This window comes from Streptococcus mitis, from assembly GCF_946188585.1.
Classification (GTDB): Bacteria; Bacillota; Bacilli; order Lactobacillales; family Streptococcaceae; genus Streptococcus; species Streptococcus mitis_DG.
The window spans coordinates 42,385-57,370 of sequence record NZ_CAMHVI010000005.1 but is presented as its reverse complement, the minus strand read 5'-3'; the positions used below and the strand labels follow the sequence as shown (position 1 = coordinate 57,370).

The 14,986-nt window shown below is 40.3% G+C and carries 17 protein-coding genes; 15 read left to right on the top strand and 2 right to left on the bottom strand.

All coding sequences use genetic code 11. The features are described from left to right. Positions 1-14: 14 nt before the first annotated feature. The 14 genes from rsmA (at position 15) to N8M66_RS07140 (ending at position 12,724) form a co-directional block, all read left to right on the top strand. On the top strand, positions 15-887 hold the full coding sequence (gene rsmA / locus N8M66_RS07205; RefSeq protein WP_261046469.1) for a 16S rRNA (adenine(1518)-N(6)/adenine(1519)-N(6))-dimethyltransferase RsmA: 873 nt from the start codon (positions 15-17) through the stop codon (positions 885-887). Between the two features lies 1 nt (position 888). Continuing rightward, positions 889-1,767, top strand: a complete 879-nt coding sequence (gene rsgA / locus N8M66_RS07200; protein ID WP_261046567.1) for a ribosome small subunit-dependent GTPase A — start codon at positions 889-891, stop codon at positions 1,765-1,767. A gap of 10 nt (positions 1,768-1,777) precedes the next feature. Further along, positions 1,778-2,434: a ribulose-phosphate 3-epimerase gene (gene rpe / locus N8M66_RS07195; protein WP_033684738.1), complete on the top strand. Its 657-nt coding sequence runs from the start codon at positions 1,778-1,780 to the stop codon at positions 2,432-2,434. Then, positions 2,397-3,059, top strand: coding sequence for a thiamine diphosphokinase (locus N8M66_RS07190; protein ID WP_000006127.1), 663 nt, complete (start codon positions 2,397-2,399; stop codon positions 3,057-3,059). The genes rpe and N8M66_RS07190 overlap by 38 nt, the downstream gene beginning before the upstream one ends. Before the next feature lies 1 nt (position 3,060). Next, entirely contained in the window at positions 3,061-4,317 is a 1,257-nt protein-coding gene (rmuC, locus tag N8M66_RS07185) for a DNA recombination protein RmuC (protein ID WP_261046468.1), read from the top strand. After that, complete coding sequence (locus N8M66_RS07180) at positions 4,307-5,248, top strand: 3'-5' exoribonuclease YhaM family protein (RefSeq protein WP_261046466.1); 942 nt, start codon at positions 4,307-4,309, stop codon at positions 5,246-5,248. Before rmuC ends, N8M66_RS07180 begins: the two co-directional genes overlap by 11 nt. Before the next feature lie 104 nt (positions 5,249-5,352). Beyond that, a complete protein-coding gene (purR, locus tag N8M66_RS07175; protein ID WP_004255834.1) occupies positions 5,353-6,180 on the top strand; it encodes a pur operon repressor in 828 nt (275 codons plus the stop codon). Positions 6,181-6,246: 66 nt separating this feature from the next. Beyond that, complete coding sequence (locus tag N8M66_RS07170; protein WP_261046463.1) at positions 6,247-7,497, top strand: diaminopimelate decarboxylase; 1,251 nt, start codon at positions 6,247-6,249, stop codon at positions 7,495-7,497. Positions 7,498-7,622: 125 nt separating this feature from the next. After that, the gene (pflA, locus tag N8M66_RS07165; protein WP_001288286.1) at positions 7,623-8,417 is read left to right on the top strand and encodes a pyruvate formate-lyase-activating protein; all 795 of its coding nucleotides are present in this window, start codon (positions 7,623-7,625) and stop codon (positions 8,415-8,417) included. Positions 8,418-8,699: 282 nt separating this feature from the next. Then, a complete protein-coding gene (locus N8M66_RS07160; RefSeq protein ID WP_049551846.1) occupies positions 8,700-9,410 on the top strand; it encodes an ABC transporter ATP-binding protein in 711 nt (236 codons plus the stop codon). Position 9,411: 1 nt separating this feature from the next. After that, the gene (locus N8M66_RS07155; protein WP_261046461.1) at positions 9,412-10,197 is read left to right on the top strand and encodes an ABC transporter permease; all 786 of its coding nucleotides are present in this window, start codon (positions 9,412-9,414) and stop codon (positions 10,195-10,197) included. A gap of 1 nt (position 10,198) precedes the next feature. Then, on the top strand, positions 10,199-10,918 hold the full coding sequence (locus N8M66_RS07150) for an ABC transporter permease (RefSeq protein WP_261046460.1): 720 nt from the start codon (positions 10,199-10,201) through the stop codon (positions 10,916-10,918). A 61-nt stretch (positions 10,919-10,979) separates the two neighbouring features. Further along, the gene (locus N8M66_RS07145; RefSeq protein ID WP_000323581.1) at positions 10,980-11,666 is read left to right on the top strand and encodes a response regulator transcription factor; all 687 of its coding nucleotides are present in this window, start codon (positions 10,980-10,982) and stop codon (positions 11,664-11,666) included. After that, complete coding sequence (locus N8M66_RS07140; protein WP_261046458.1) at positions 11,636-12,724, top strand: sensor histidine kinase; 1,089 nt, start codon at positions 11,636-11,638, stop codon at positions 12,722-12,724. Before N8M66_RS07145 ends, N8M66_RS07140 begins: the two co-directional genes overlap by 31 nt. 176 nt (positions 12,725-12,900) lie before the next feature. On the opposite strand, the gene yidC is transcribed toward N8M66_RS07140, so the two are convergent. Continuing rightward, complete coding sequence (gene yidC, locus N8M66_RS07135) at positions 12,901-13,827, bottom strand: membrane protein insertase YidC (RefSeq protein WP_261046453.1); 927 nt, start codon at positions 13,825-13,827, stop codon at positions 12,901-12,903. Between the two features lie 77 nt (positions 13,828-13,904). Beyond that, complete coding sequence (locus N8M66_RS07130; RefSeq protein WP_001174616.1) at positions 13,905-14,183, bottom strand: acylphosphatase; 279 nt, start codon at positions 14,181-14,183, stop codon at positions 13,905-13,907. A 33-nt stretch (positions 14,184-14,216) separates the two neighbouring features. On the opposite strand from N8M66_RS07130, the gene N8M66_RS07125 reads away from it, so the two are divergent. After that, positions 14,217-14,957 (top strand): TrmH family RNA methyltransferase, encoded by a 741-nt coding sequence (locus tag N8M66_RS07125; RefSeq protein ID WP_261046450.1) that lies wholly within the window; start codon positions 14,217-14,219, stop codon positions 14,955-14,957. The last annotated feature ends 29 nt before the right edge of the window (positions 14,958-14,986 follow it).

The following is a 14,986-nucleotide window of genomic DNA, read 5'->3' as shown; positions in this document are numbered from 1 at the left end:
AGAAAAGAGAATAAATGAGAATTGCAGATTACAGCGTGACCAAGGCAGTGCTGGAGCGTCACGGTTTTACCTTTAAAAAGTCCTTCGGGCAAAATTTTTTGACGGATACCAATATTCTTCAAAAAATCGTGGATACGGCTGAGATTGATGACCAGGTTAATGTCATCGAAATCGGGCCAGGGATTGGTGCCTTGACGGAGTTTTTGGCTGAGCGTGCAGCAGAAGTTATGGCCTTTGAGATCGACCACCGTTTGGTGCCTATTTTGGCAGATACCTTGCGTGATTTTGACAATGTGACCGTAGTCAACGAGGACATTCTCAAGGTCGATTTGGCGCAACATATCCAGAATTTTAAAAATCCTGACCTGCCAATCAAGGTAGTGGCTAATCTGCCTTACTACATCACAACGCCTATTCTCATGCACTTGATCGAGAGTGGGATTCCTTTTAGTGAGTTTGTGGTCATGATGCAAAAAGAGGTAGCGGATCGAATCTCGGCTCAACCAAATACCAAGGCATATGGCAGTTTGTCAATCGCCGTGCAGTATTACATGACTGCCAAGGTTGCCTTCATCGTGCCGCGTACAGTCTTTGTGCCAGCGCCAAATGTGGACTCAGCCATTTTAAAAATGGTGCGTCGTCCAGAGCCAGCCGTAGCAGTGGAAGACGAGAATTTCTTCTTTAAGGTTTCCAAGGCTAGTTTCACTCATCGTCGTAAGACCTTGTGGAACAATTTGACAGGCTACTTTGGCAAGACCGAAGAAGTTAAGGATAAATTGAGCAAGGCTTTGGACCAGGCAGGTTTGTCACCATCTGTGCGTGGAGAAGCTCTTAGCTTGGCAGAATTTGCTAGTTTAGCAGATGCGCTCAAAGGACAAGGACTCTAAGATGAAGGGACAAATCATTAAAGCCTTGGCAGGATTCTACTATGTGGAGAGTGAGGACCAAGTCTATCAGACACGTGCGCGTGGGAATTTCCGCAAAAAAGGTCATACACCCTACGTTGGGGACTGGGTAGATTTTTCTGCGGAGGAAAATTCCGAAGGTTATATCCTCAAAATTCATGAACGGAAAAACAGTCTGGTCCGTCCGCCTATTGTCAATATTGACCAAGCTGTGGTGATTATGTCCGTCAAGGAACCGGATTTTAATAGCAATTTGCTGGATCGCTTCTTGGTTCTTTTGGAACACAAGGGCATTCATCCTATTGTTTATATTTCTAAAATGGACTTGCTGGAAGATAGAGGGGAACTGGATTTTTACCAACAAACCTATGGTGACATTGGCTATGACTTTGTGACCTGTAAGGAAGAACTTTTGCCCTTGTTAACAGGCAAGGTTACAGTCTTTATGGGGCAGACAGGTGTTGGAAAATCAACTCTTCTCAATAAAATCGCACCAGATCTCAATCTTGAAACAGGAGAAATCTCAGACAGTCTAGGTCGTGGCCGTCATACTACTCGAGCAGTTAGTTTTTATAATCTCAATGGAGGTAAAATCGCAGACACACCAGGTTTTTCATCCTTGGATTATGAAGTATCAACGGCTGAAGACCTCAATCAGGCCTTTCCAGAGATTACCACTGTCAGTCGAGACTGCAAATTCCGCACTTGTACCCACACCCATGAGCCGTCTTGCGCAGTTAAGCCAGCTGTTGAAGAGGGTATCATTGCGTCCTTCCGTTTCGATAACTACCTGCAATTCCTCAGTGAGATTGAAAATCGCAGAGAAACCTATAAAAAAGTCAGCAAAAAAATTCCAAAATAAGGAGAAACCTATGTCTCAATACAAGATTGCTCCGTCAATTCTGGCAGCAGATTATGCCAACTTTGAACGTGAAATCAAACGCCTAGAAGCAACTGGGGCAGAATATGCCCATATCGATATCATGGATGGGCACTTTGTGCCACAAATCAGTTTTGGTGCAGGTGTGGTCGAAGCTCTTCGCCCTCATAGCAAGATGGTCTTTGACTGCCACTTGATGGTGGCGAATCCTGAACACCACTTAGAAGACTTTGCGCGCGCAGGTGCAGATATCATCAGTATCCATGTAGAAGCAACACCTCATATCCATGGCGCCCTCCAAAAAATTCGTTCACTCGGTGTTAAGCCATCTGTTGTTATCAATCCTGGTACGCCTGTTGAGGCGATTAAGCACGTGCTTCACCTAGTTGACCAAGTCTTAGTCATGACAGTTAACCCTGGCTTTGGTGGGCAAGCCTTTCTACCAGAGACCATGGATAAGGTCCATGAGTTGGTTGCTCTTCGTGATGAAAAAGGCTTGAACTTTGAAATCGAAGTGGATGGCGGGATTGATGATCGAACTATTGCTCAGGCTAAAGCAGCTGGTGCGACCGTTTTTGTAGCAGGATCCTATGTCTTTAAGGGAGATGTCAATGAGCGAGTACAAACTCTCAGAAAACAACTGGACTAGGGTTGCCGTTTTTGCAGGCGGAGACCGCGGTCATTATCGGACAGACTTTGATTGCTTTGTCGGTGTGGATCGAGGCTCGCTCTGGGTCTTGGAAGAAAAGCTGCCTCTTGCTCTAGCAGTTGGGGATTTTGATTCTGTTACTGCAGAAGAGCGACAGGTGATTCAAAAACGTGCCCAGCATTTTGTTCAAGCCCGACCAGAAAAAGATGATACAGATCTGGAATTGGCTCTCTTAACCATCTTTGAGCAAAATTCTCAGGCTCAGGTTACTATTTTCGGTGCTTTGGGTGGTCGTATTGATCATATGCTAGCTAACGTCTTTCTACCTAGCAATCCTAAGTTGGCGCCCTATATGCGCCAGATAGAAATTGAGGATGGGCAAAATTTGATTGCCTATTGTCCAGAAGGGACCAGTCAGCTAGAACCCCGTTCAGACTACGACTATCTAGCCTTTATGCCAGTTCGGGATAGCCAGCTGACTATTCTCGGAGCTAAGTATGAGTTGACAGAGGAGAATTTTTTCTTTAAAAAAGTGTACGCTTCTAACGAATATATAGATAGGGAAGTTTCGGTGACTTGCCCAGATGGTTATGTGGTCGTACTGCATAGCAAGGACAGGAGGTAGGATGGAAAGTTTACTTGTTCTATTATTGATTGCCAACCTAGCTGGTATCTTTCTGATTTGGCAAAGGCAGGATAAGCAGGAAAAACATCTAAGTAAGATCTTGGAGGATCAGGCAGATCACTTGTCAGACCAGTTGGATTACCGCTTTGAACAAGCAAGACAAGCCAGCCAGTTAGATCAAAAAGATTTGGAAGTGTCTGTCAGTGACCGTTTGCAAGAAGTGAGAATTGAATTGCACCAAGGTCTGACTCAGGTTCGTCAAGAAATGACAGATAATCTCCTCCAAACCAGAGACAAGACTGACCAACGTCTCCAAGCCTTGCAGGAATCAAATGAGCAACGCTTGGAACAAATGCGCCAAACAGTCGAGGAAAAACTAGAAAAGACCTTACAGACACGCTTGCAGGCTTCCTTTGAGACAGTTTCCAAACAACTGGAGTCTGTCAATCGAGGCCTTGGAGAGATGCAGACAGTTGCGCGTGATGTCGGTGCTCTTAATAAGGTTCTCTCTGGAACCAAAACGCGAGGAATTTTGGGAGAATTGCAACTGGGGCAAATCATCGAAGATATCATGACACCAGCCCAGTACGAGCGAGAATTTGCAACGGTTGAAAACTCTAGCGAACGAGTGGAGTATGCCATCAAGTTGCCTGGACAGGGTGACCAGGAATATGTCTACTTACCGATTGACTCCAAGTTTCCACTGGCAGATTATTACCGCTTAGAAGAAGCCTATGAAGCGGGTGACAAGGACGAGATCGAACGCTGTCGTAAGTCGCTCCTAGCCAGCGTCAAACGCTTTGCCAAGGATATCAAGAGCAAGTACATAGCACCGCCTCGGACTACCAATTTTGGAGTTTTGTTTGTTCCGACAGAAGGTCTCTACTCAGAAATCGTCCGCAATCCTATCTTCTTTGATGATTTGAGACGGGAAGAGCAGATTATTGTCGCAGGGCCAAGTACCTTGTCGGCTCTGCTTAACTCTCTATCAGTTGGCTTCAAAACTCTCAATATCCAAAAGAGTGCTGACCATATTAGCAAGACTCTTGCCAGTGTCAAGATCGAGTTTGCCAAGTTTGGTGGCATTCTGGTCAAGGCACAAAAACATCTCCAACATGCCTCTGGCAATATTGATGAATTATTAAACCGTCGCACTACAGCTATCGAGCGGACGCTCCGTCACATTGAGTTATCAGAAGGTGAGCCTGCGCTTGATCTACTCCATTTCCAAGAAAATGAGGAAGAATATGAAGATTAGTCACATGAAAAAAGATGAGCTGTTTGAAGGTTTTTACCTAATCAAATCAGCTGACCTGAGACAGACACGAGCTGGGAAAAACTACCTGGCCTTTACCTTCCAAGATGATAGTGGCGAGATTGAAGGGAAACTCTGGGATGCCCAACCTCATAACGTTGAGGCCTTTACTGCAGGTAAGGTTGTTCACATGAAAGGGCGCCGAGAAGTTTATAACAATACCCCTCAGGTCAATCAAATCACCTTGCGCTTGCCTCAATCTGGTGAACCCAATGATCCAGCTGATTTCAAGGTCAAGTCGCCAGTTGACGTCAAGGAAATTCGTGATTACATGTCGCAAATGATTTTTAAAATTGAAAATCCTGTTTGGCAACGAATTGTCCGAAATCTCTACACCAAATATGATAAGGAATTCTACTCTTATCCAGCTGCCAAGACTAACCATCATGCCTTTGAAACGGGTTTGGCCTATCATACGGCGACCATGGTGCGCTTGGCAGATGCCATTAGCGAGGTCTATCCTCAGCTCAATAAGAGCCTGCTTTATGCGGGGATTATGTTGCATGACTTGGCTAAGGTCATTGAATTGACGGGACCAGACCAGACCGAGTACACAGTGCGAGGCAATCTTCTTGGACATATCGCTCTCATTGATAGCGAAATTACCAAGACAGTTATGGAACTCGGCATTGATGATACCAAGGAAGAAGTCGTTCTGCTTCGCCACGTTATCCTCAGCCACCACGGCTTACTTGAGTACGGAAGTCCAGTTCGTCCACGTATCATGGAGGCAGAGATTATCCATATGATTGACAATCTGGATGCAAGCATGATGATGATGTCAACAGCTCTGGCTTTGGTGGATAAAGGAGAGATGACCAATAAAATCTTCGCTATGGACAATCGTTCCTTCTATAAACCAGATTTAGATTAATAATTTAAGAAAAACGAGCATTTTTAGGATAAGAATGTTCGTTTTTTTATGTGAATATGGTATAATAGATAAAATATCAAAATTAAATGAAGTGGGAAATAGAAATGAAATTAAGAAGAAGTGATCGGATGGTTGTTATTTCCAACTATTTGATTAATAATCCTTATAAACTAACTAGTCTCAATACTTTTGCTGAAAAGTATGAATCTGCTAAATCATCCATCTCAGAGGATATCGTGATTATCAAACGCGCCTTTGAGGAAATTGAAATCGGTCATATCCAGACAGTAACTGGTGCTGGTGGTGGTGTCATTTTTACACCATCAATCTCAAGCCATGATGCCAAGGAAATGGTTGAGGACTTGCGTGCCAAGCTGTCAGAAAGTGACCGCATCTTGCCAGGTGGCTATATCTACCTGTCTGATTTGCTTAGCACACCAGCTATCTTGAAAAATATTGGTCGCATTATTGCCAAAAGCTTTATGGACCAAAAAATTGATGCTGTTATGACCGTAGCGACTAAGGGTGTTCCACTTGCAAATGCAGTTGCCAATGTCCTCAATGTTCCTTTTGTTATTGTGCGCCGTGACCTGAAAATTACCGAAGGTTCAACTGTCAGCGTCAACTATGTATCCGGTTCAAGTGGTGACCGCATTGAGAAAATGTTCCTTTCAAAACGTAGTCTCAAGGCAGGTAGCCGTGTCTTGATTGTGGATGACTTCTTGAAAGGTGGTGGAACTGTCAATGGGATGATCAGTCTCTTGCGTGAGTTTGATTCAGAATTGGCTGGTGTAGCGGTCTTTGCGGATAATGCTCAAGAAGAACGCGAAAAGCAGTTTGACTACAAGTCACTCTTGAAGGTAACCAATATTGATGTCAAGAATCAAACCATCGATGTTGAGGTTGGTAATATCTTTGACGAAGATAAATAAGAGATAGAACTAAAGGTTGGAACGATTGTCCCAGCCTTTCTTTGCAAATAGAATAGAAGGAAACTTATGAAAACACCATTTATCAATAAAGAAGACTTAGAAGCGATTGTTGCCGAGTTCCCGACTCCCTTTCACTTGTATGATGAGAAGGGAATTCGTGAAAAGGCAAGAGCCGTCAACCAAGCATTTTCGTGGAACAACGGCTTTAAGGAATATTTTGCAGTAAAGGCTACTCCAACTCCAGCTATTTTGAAAATTCTCCAAGAGGAAGGTTGCGGTGTGGACTGCTCTAGTTATGTGGAGCTTTTGATGAGCCATAAACTGGATTTTCCAGGTTCTGAGATCATGTTCTCTTCAAACAACACGCCAGATAAGGAATATGCCTATGCGCGTGAATTGGGTGCAACCATTAACTTGGATGCATTTGAAGATATTGAACATCTAGAGCGTGCAGCAGGGATTCCAGAAATCATCTCTTGTCGTTACAATCCTGGAGGCGTTTTTGAGCTAGGAACAGACATTATGGACAATCCTGGAGAAGCCAAGTTTGGCATGACCAAGGACCAGCTCTTTGAAGCTTTTGCCATCTTGAAGGAAAAAGGAGCCAAGACTTTTGGGATTCACTCCTTTCTAGCATCTAATACCGTCACCCATCTCTATTATCCAGAGTTGGCTCGTCAGCTTTTTGAATTGGCTGTTGAAATCAAGGAAAAGTTGGGCATTTCGCTAGACTTTATCAATCTTTCTGGCGGTATTGGTGTTAACTATCGTCCTGAGCAGGAGCCAAATGATATTGCTTTGATTGGTGAGGGGGTTCGTAAGGTTTATGAAGAGGTCCTTACGCCAGCAGGTCTTGGTCAGATCAATATTTTCACCGAATTGGGTCGCTTTATGCTCGCCCCTCACGGTGCTTTGATCACAAGAGTCACTCATAAGAAGGAAACCTACCGTACCTATCTAGGTGTGGATGCATCAGCAGTCAACCTCATGCGTCCAGCTATGTACGGAGCTTACCATCATATTACTAACGTGACCCATCCAGATGGACCAGCTGAAGTCGTAGATGTGGTTGGTTCACTCTGTGAAAACAATGATAAATTTGCAGTGAATCGCGAACTGCCTCATACAGAAATCGGTGATTTGCTGGTAATTCATGATACAGGTGCTCACGGTTTTTCAATGGGCTACCAGTACAACGCCAAACTTCGTTCTGCGGAAATCCTCTATACCGAAGAAGGTAAAGCCCGTCAAATCCGCCGTGCAGAGCGCCCTGAGGACTATTTTGCAACCTTGTATGGCTTTGATTTTGAAGAATAAAATGATAAGTAATTGAAAATGAAATTGAAAAACAGATTGCTTTCTAAAAAATAGGCAAAAATCTTGTTTTTCTTTCAAGTCGTGATATAATAAAACTATAAAACGTTTTCAAGGAAGGTAACGATATGTCTGAAGAAACAATTGATTATGGACAAGTGACAGGAATGGTGCATTCGACAGAAAGCTTTGGGTCAGTAGATGGGCCTGGTATTCGCTTTATTGTCTTTTTGCAGGGCTGTCACATGCGTTGCCAGTATTGCCACAACCCGGACACTTGGGCTATGGAGTCCAATAAATCACGTGAACGGACGGTAGATGATGTCTTGACTGAAGCCTTGCGTTACCGCGGTTTCTGGGGGAATAAGGGTGGAATTACAGTCAGTGGAGGAGAAGCCCTCTTGCAGATTGATTTCTTGATTGCCCTTTTTACCAAGGCCAAAGAACACGGAATCCACTGTACCTTGGATACCTGTGCCCTTCCTTTCCGTAATAAACCACGTTACCTTGAGAAGTTTGACAAACTCATGGCTGTCACTGACTTGGTCCTCTTGGATATCAAGGAAATCAACGAAGAACAGCACAAGATTGTCACTAGCCAAACCAATAAAAATATCTTGGCCTGTGCCCAATATCTATCAGATATTGGAAAACCTGTCTGGATTCGCCACGTGCTAGTTCCAGGATTGACAGACAGAGACGATGACCTGATTGAACTTGGGAAATTCGTCAAGACCCTCAAAAATGTGGATAAGTTTGAAATTCTACCTTATCACACCATGGGTGAATTCAAATGGCGTGAATTGGGAATTCCATATTCCCTCGAAGGAGTCAAACCACCAACAGCAGACCGCGTGAAAAATGCTAAAAAACTCATGGATACCGAAAGTTATCAAGACTATATGAAACGTGTACATGGATAAAAAAGAAGCCTGATGGAAACATCGGGCTTTTAAGTTTACACAAATATATATAATTAAATAAAACAAAATTTTATACTCTTCGAAAATCTCTTCAAACTACGTCAGCTTCCATCTGCAACCTCAAAACAGTGTTTTGAGCAGCTTGCGGCTAGCTTCCTAGTTTGTTCTTTGATTTTCATTGAGTATTAAATCTTTTGACTCTTGAAATTCTGAAAAAAATCCGAAAATGAATATGTAAGATATAGTTACTTTTAGAAATATTAAATAGAATAGGAGAACATCATGGAACAAAGTATTACCATTAAAAATTTATGTAAGTCGTATGGCCAAGCTCAAATTTTAAAAGATATTTCTTTTGAAGCAAAAGCAGGTAGAGTGACTGCTTTCCTAGGTCCAAATGGAGCTGGAAAAAGTTCAACCTTACGTATTTTATTAGGATTAGACAAAGCAACATCTGGTCTTACCAAAATTGGAGATCAAACTTATAAGGAATTAAAATTTCCTCTAAAGACTGTAGGAGCTTCATTTGACAGTGTAGGTGCTCCTGATGATCGGACTGTTTATCAACATTTGAAAATTGTTGCTGCTAGTAATGGGATATCCAGTCAGCGAATAGATCAAGTCTTGGATATGGTGGATATTAGCCATAAGAAAAAATCTAAAATTGGAAAATTATCATTAGGAGAAGGACAACGCTTGGGGATTGCAACAGCTCTATTAGGAAATCCTCAGTACCTGATATTGGATGAACCGACTAATGGGTTGGATCCAAGAGGAATTCGGTGGTTTAGAGAGTTTATAAAAAAACAAGCTCAAGAAGGGAAAACAGTCTTGCTATCATCTCATATATTATCGGAAGTGGAAGCAGTAACAGATGATGTAGTTATCATAAATAAAGGAAAAGTTCTTATAAAAGGGACTTTACAAGAAGTGATGAAAAATCTTTCTTCACTAGAAGAAGTCTTCTTTAGTTTAACAGAGGGAGGGAAGTGATATGGCACTTATTTACTCTCTTCATTCTGAAATATTGAAATTACTTTATAAGAGAGCTACTCATGTTGTACTATTCTTGATACTGGTATTTCAAACGTTTTTAGCAAATATTGGTGCTTCTCAGATTGTTTCAGTTGGTATCCATGCTACACCAGAGACAAATCCAGAATTAGCAGAATCTATACCTCCTATTGAATTTTTAGGTTTTGATGTCACTTTATTTGGTGTTTTTATTATGATTATCCTAGGCTCAATTTACGGAGCCGAGGAGTATAAATGCTCTGCTATTCGTACAAGCCTCCTCTCTATTACAAATCGAAGTACTTTCCTAGTTTCAAAAACATTAGTTTGGCTTGTATTTTCTTTTTTCATTTCCTTTCTATCAATATTCTTGACGATTAACATGACACATTATGTTTTAGGACAAGATGGCTTATTGCTTTTTTCACTAAATGGAACAGTTTGGTTCTATATATTTTTAGCCAGTATAGCTTGGACTTTGTTGGGACTGCTGGCCTATATTATGGCTTTGACATTTAAAACAGCCATTGTTCCTCTATTATTTTTGCTTCCTCAAGTCTACAATTTAGGAACATTCTTAGCAAACTATATATCGGTTGCAAAATTTCTTCCAGTTGCATTGGGGCAAGGATTGATTGCTACATCTCCTCAAATTTTAGAACATAATAGTTTACAAAATATTTTATTTTTACTTTGTTGGAACTTCTCATTCTTGGCTTTAGCAATTTACCGCTTACTCAAGTCAGATATCGGAGGAGGTGAATAAGTTGAAAGAACAACTTAAAAGTGAGTATCTCAAGTTTATTATGAATCCTTGGCACTGGTTGATTATAGGTGCTCTATTACTGTGTATTCCGGCGATGGTTGTTTTTTTAAATAGTAAGCCAGACCAGTTGACTCTACAGTTTGTTTTGGAACAGCTACTGCAAAGTCTCTATTTAGGACAGGCAGGTTTCGTTAGTCTAGCGGTTCTATTTATAGGTCAAGAATTTACAGGTTCTAGCCTTCGTACCAGTTTTCTTACCTGTCCAAACCGTTTGAAATTTATAATATCTAAACTAGCTATTGTATTATGTATGGAAATTGTATTATTGGTTGCTGTAATATCATTATGCATACTAATCGCGCAAGGATACTACAATATCAATCTTTTGAGTAATATTAAACATGTTCTAACAATTCTATTTCCAGCATGTATTTCTATTCTAACCTTCTCTCTTTTAAGTGGTATTTTTGTATTTATTTCCCAGTCTTTTATCTTAATTTTGGGAATCAGTTTATCCCTTTTATTGGGGTTGGGACAAATGTTACTACAATTCAGTTCTTTTTTTAGAAATTTACCATTACTAGCTAGTATGAATTGTTTTTATACCCATCCCTTGTCGCTTTATTATCCAGTGTGGCAAGGTTTAGGGATACAAATAGTTTGGTTATTAATTGTTTTTCTATTTGCTACACTGATACTAATAGGAAGAAATGTACGCTAAAGACAGGGGATATCCTGTCTTTTTCTCAGTTAGTGCTATAATATATTCAGGAGGGTGAGTTATGGCTTATAAAATTTTGGTTGTAGATGATGATCTTGCTATTCTTCGCCTAATAAAAAAAGTACTAGAATATGAAAAATATGAAGTAGTCATACGAAATAAGATAGAAGAGATTGATCTTTGTGATTTTACAGGATTTGACTTGATTTTATTAGATATTATGATGCCTGTTAGTGGTTTAGAAATCTGTCAGATGATTCGCGAGCAGATAACTGTCCCTATCTGTTTTATAACTGCCAAGGATATGGATGAAGATTTAGTAGCTGGAATCAATGCAGGTGCTGATGATTATATTATGAAGCCCTTTAGTATGCAAGAATTGTTAGCACGTGTTAAAATGCACTTACGTCGTGAAGAACGGATTAAAGGAAATGTTCATCAAATAAAGATTGGGAAGCTTATACTATATACGGATAGTAAGGAACTATTTGTAAATGATGATAAGATTGCTCTGACAAGGAGGGAATTTGACATAGTGAATCTTTTGGCAAGCAACCCAAGTAAAATATATTCTATTGAGGAAATTTATAATTATCTATATCCACAAAGTTCAGAAGCGCTTTTACGTTCGGTTTCAGAGTACATTTATCAAATTCGTCAAAAGCTGAAACCTTATCAATTAAATCCAATTAAAACCTTATACGGTGGAGGATATCAATGGGTAGAATCAAAAGTTTTAGACAATTAATTCGAGAAACCTGTTGGAGAATTATTTGGCAGTTTAGTCTTGGCTTACTAATGGCCTATCTTATTCCCTTAGCTTCTGTATCTATACAAATAAATGAAGATGGGAAACCTTTAAACAATAGTGGTGTTCTATCAATCTTTTTTAATGTGTCATCATGGATATATATTTGTGTTTTATTGATTATTCTAATAAGTTATCACATTGGAAAATTGTTGAAAAAACTGAGTTATGAAATGACTTTGATTTATGAAAATAGTATGTGGTTGAAGAAGGAATGTACAGAAAGTTTAACGGTTAAAGAATTTCGCGAGACAGGAAATCGGATTATTGTGATGCAAGATAGAATTCGACAATTAATAGTTAATGAGAAACAGCAGAAGGAAGATTTAATGTTTCAGGTTTCAGCAGCTTCTCATGATTTAAAAACTCCCTTAACCATTATTAGAGGAAATGTGGAATTTTTGCAGACGATAACTGAAAACGACCAATCTCAAGAATGCTTAGCAGATATAGAAAGAGCTAGTCAACAGTTACTAGATTATTTCAATCAATTGATTCACTATTCTAAAACCTATTATGATGATGAGACAGGTTGGACGGAGTATTCCTCTTCAGATTTTATCAATGAATTAGAGAAAGAAGTCTCTTTTTTGATAAAAAATCAGATGAAGTTTTCTTTTGAACAAAATGTGAAAGGAACTGAAAACTATTATATAAATCCATCTCTTCTGATTCGTGCCATACAAAATATTTTAACAAATGCTTTGGAATACGCCGATAAACAGAATCCTAAAATTAAAATTAGAGTAGAGCAAGAGGGGAAGGAATTGAAAATAGGTATATGGAATAATGGTTCGGAATTTCCAGATGAAGTTTTAACTAATTTTGGAAAGCTCTTTTATCGTATGGATAAAGCTAGATCGTATAAAGAGCAACATTATGGTATTGGACTAAGTTTTGTATGTAGAGTTGCAAAACTACACAAAGGCCGAGTTGAGCTTAGAAATAGAGACGAGGGAGCAGAAGTTTTAATAACTGTGAATTGTATTAAATCATAGTGATTTACTTGTTAATCTATGATTGAATAGTTTTTATATGTGAGCTTTTAAACTATTTAATTTTTTCGACTAGTATAAGATGTAACGGTAGATAATAAAAACGAATGATGATATCTAGTTGATGAAAACTATTTATCATTCATTCGTTTTTTAATTATTGGATAATTTACGTAGCTTTATCTCGAACGTTGTTTTCCAGCGTTGCGATTTTTGTGTTTTTTCTTGCTTGTGATAGCAGTTGGTTGTTCAGGGGTAACGTCTTTTCGTCCATTTGGTGTTGAGAAAGCACGTGCTTTTGGTGGGTTCTTGGCTAGTTCTTCACGGACTTTTTTGCGAAGTTTTGGACGAACGATATAGTTGACGATAAACTGTTGGAGAATCATCATGAAACCACCGACAACCCAGTAAAGTGTGACACTGGCTGGTGAAATGAGGGAGAAGACAACAATCGTGATTGGGCTCACGTAAGCCATTTTCTTGATTTGTTCTCTTTGCGTTTCGTCTTCTACTCCGTGAAGTGAAAGGAGCGATTGAAGATAGTAAAGGACACCTGCGCAGGCAACCAAAATCATACTTGGAGAACCTAGAGGAATGCCTAGGTAGCTTGCTTGAGCAACCCCTTCAGTATGTTGGGCAGCAAAGTAGATAGCTGAGAAGAAAGGCATTTGAAGGAGGATAGGGAAGCATCCTACACCACCAAACATGCTGATGCCGTGCTCTTTTTGAGCAGCAAAGAGAGCTTGTTGGGCTTCGAGTTTTTCTTCTTGAGTCGTTGCTTCTTTGAGACGCGTTTGGTGTGGCTCAAGGACGTGCTTGAGGGCGTTCATCTTTTCAGAGTGAAGCGTTGCCTTCCATGATTGGTAGATACCAAGTGGCAAGATAATCAAGCGCACGATAATGGTTACGATAATGATAGCCATACCAAAGCCTAGACCTTGATCAGTAGCGAAGTACTTGATAGCTTCAGCCATAGGCGCTCCGAAAGTATTCCAAATAAATCCTGTTGGCTCTCCTGTTGCTTTATCGACGCTAACACAGCCAGTCAAGACAAGCAACATAGCCACTCCCATAGTCGAGAGTGCAAAACGTTTAATAGATTTCACTGTTTTTATTCCTTCTTTAAAAATTATACCTTTCTATTCTACTGTTTTTTTACAAAATATACAATAGTTCTAGAGACTTAATTTGCGATTTTAAAGTCAGGGTAGGGAGGAAAGTTACTTAGTTTGACATCTAAGTAGCTGACTTTTGAAAAAGGTGTGGGTCCTTTGCGGATTTCTTGGATAAATTTTGCCATGGTAGCAGATGAGTCTGCTTGGGCTAATATTTCCACTGTGCCATCGTCGTTATTCCATACTCGACCTGTGATGCCACCAATTTCAAGTGCCAAGCTGTAAACACCCCAACGAAAGCCGACTCCCTGTACCCTACCTTGGGCAATCATTCTAACCTTTTGCATACCAAACCCCTTTGATTGTGTTATAATATTTCTATGACTATTATAACCTCAAAAGCTAATTCTGTGGTAAAAAATGCCAAGAAATTACACCAAAAAAAATACCGCAAGTCGGCCTATTTGATTGAAGGTTGGCACTTGTTTGAAGAAGCTGTTCAAGCTGGAGTGACGATTGAGAAAATCTTTGCCCTAGAAAGTTATCGAGACCAATTAGCCTCGTTTCCGCAAACTGTCTGGGTTTCAGAGGATATTTTACTAGATTTGGCGGATTCTCAGACTCCACAAGGAATTGTTGCCGTGGTTCAAAAAGAAGAAGTAGGACAAGTTGATTTGAGTCAGGGCAAGTTCTTGTTTTTGGAAGATGTGCAAGATCCTGGTAATGTGGGAACCATTATTCGGACTGCGGATGCAGCAGGTTTTACTGGAGTGATTGTTTCAGAAAAGTCGGCAGATATCTACAGTCTCAAGACCCTACGTTCTATGCAAGGCAGTCATTTTCATCTGCCTATTTACCGGATGTCTAGTCAAAGGCTTCTTAAGGAAGCCAAAGAGGCAGCTATCCCAGTGCTAGCAACAACCTTATCTAAAGATTCTGTTGATTACAGAGAACTGCCTCCTATAGAAAATTTTGTACTAGTCATGGGAAATGAGGGGCAAGGAATTAGTCCCCTTATGGCTGAAAGTGCAGACCAGTTGGTCCACATTAGTATGAAGGGGCAGGCGGAGAGCCTCAATGTTGCCGTTGCAGCTGGTATTTTAATTTTCCATTTAAGCTAATTTTAACTTTCTTTGTTATAATCAAGGAA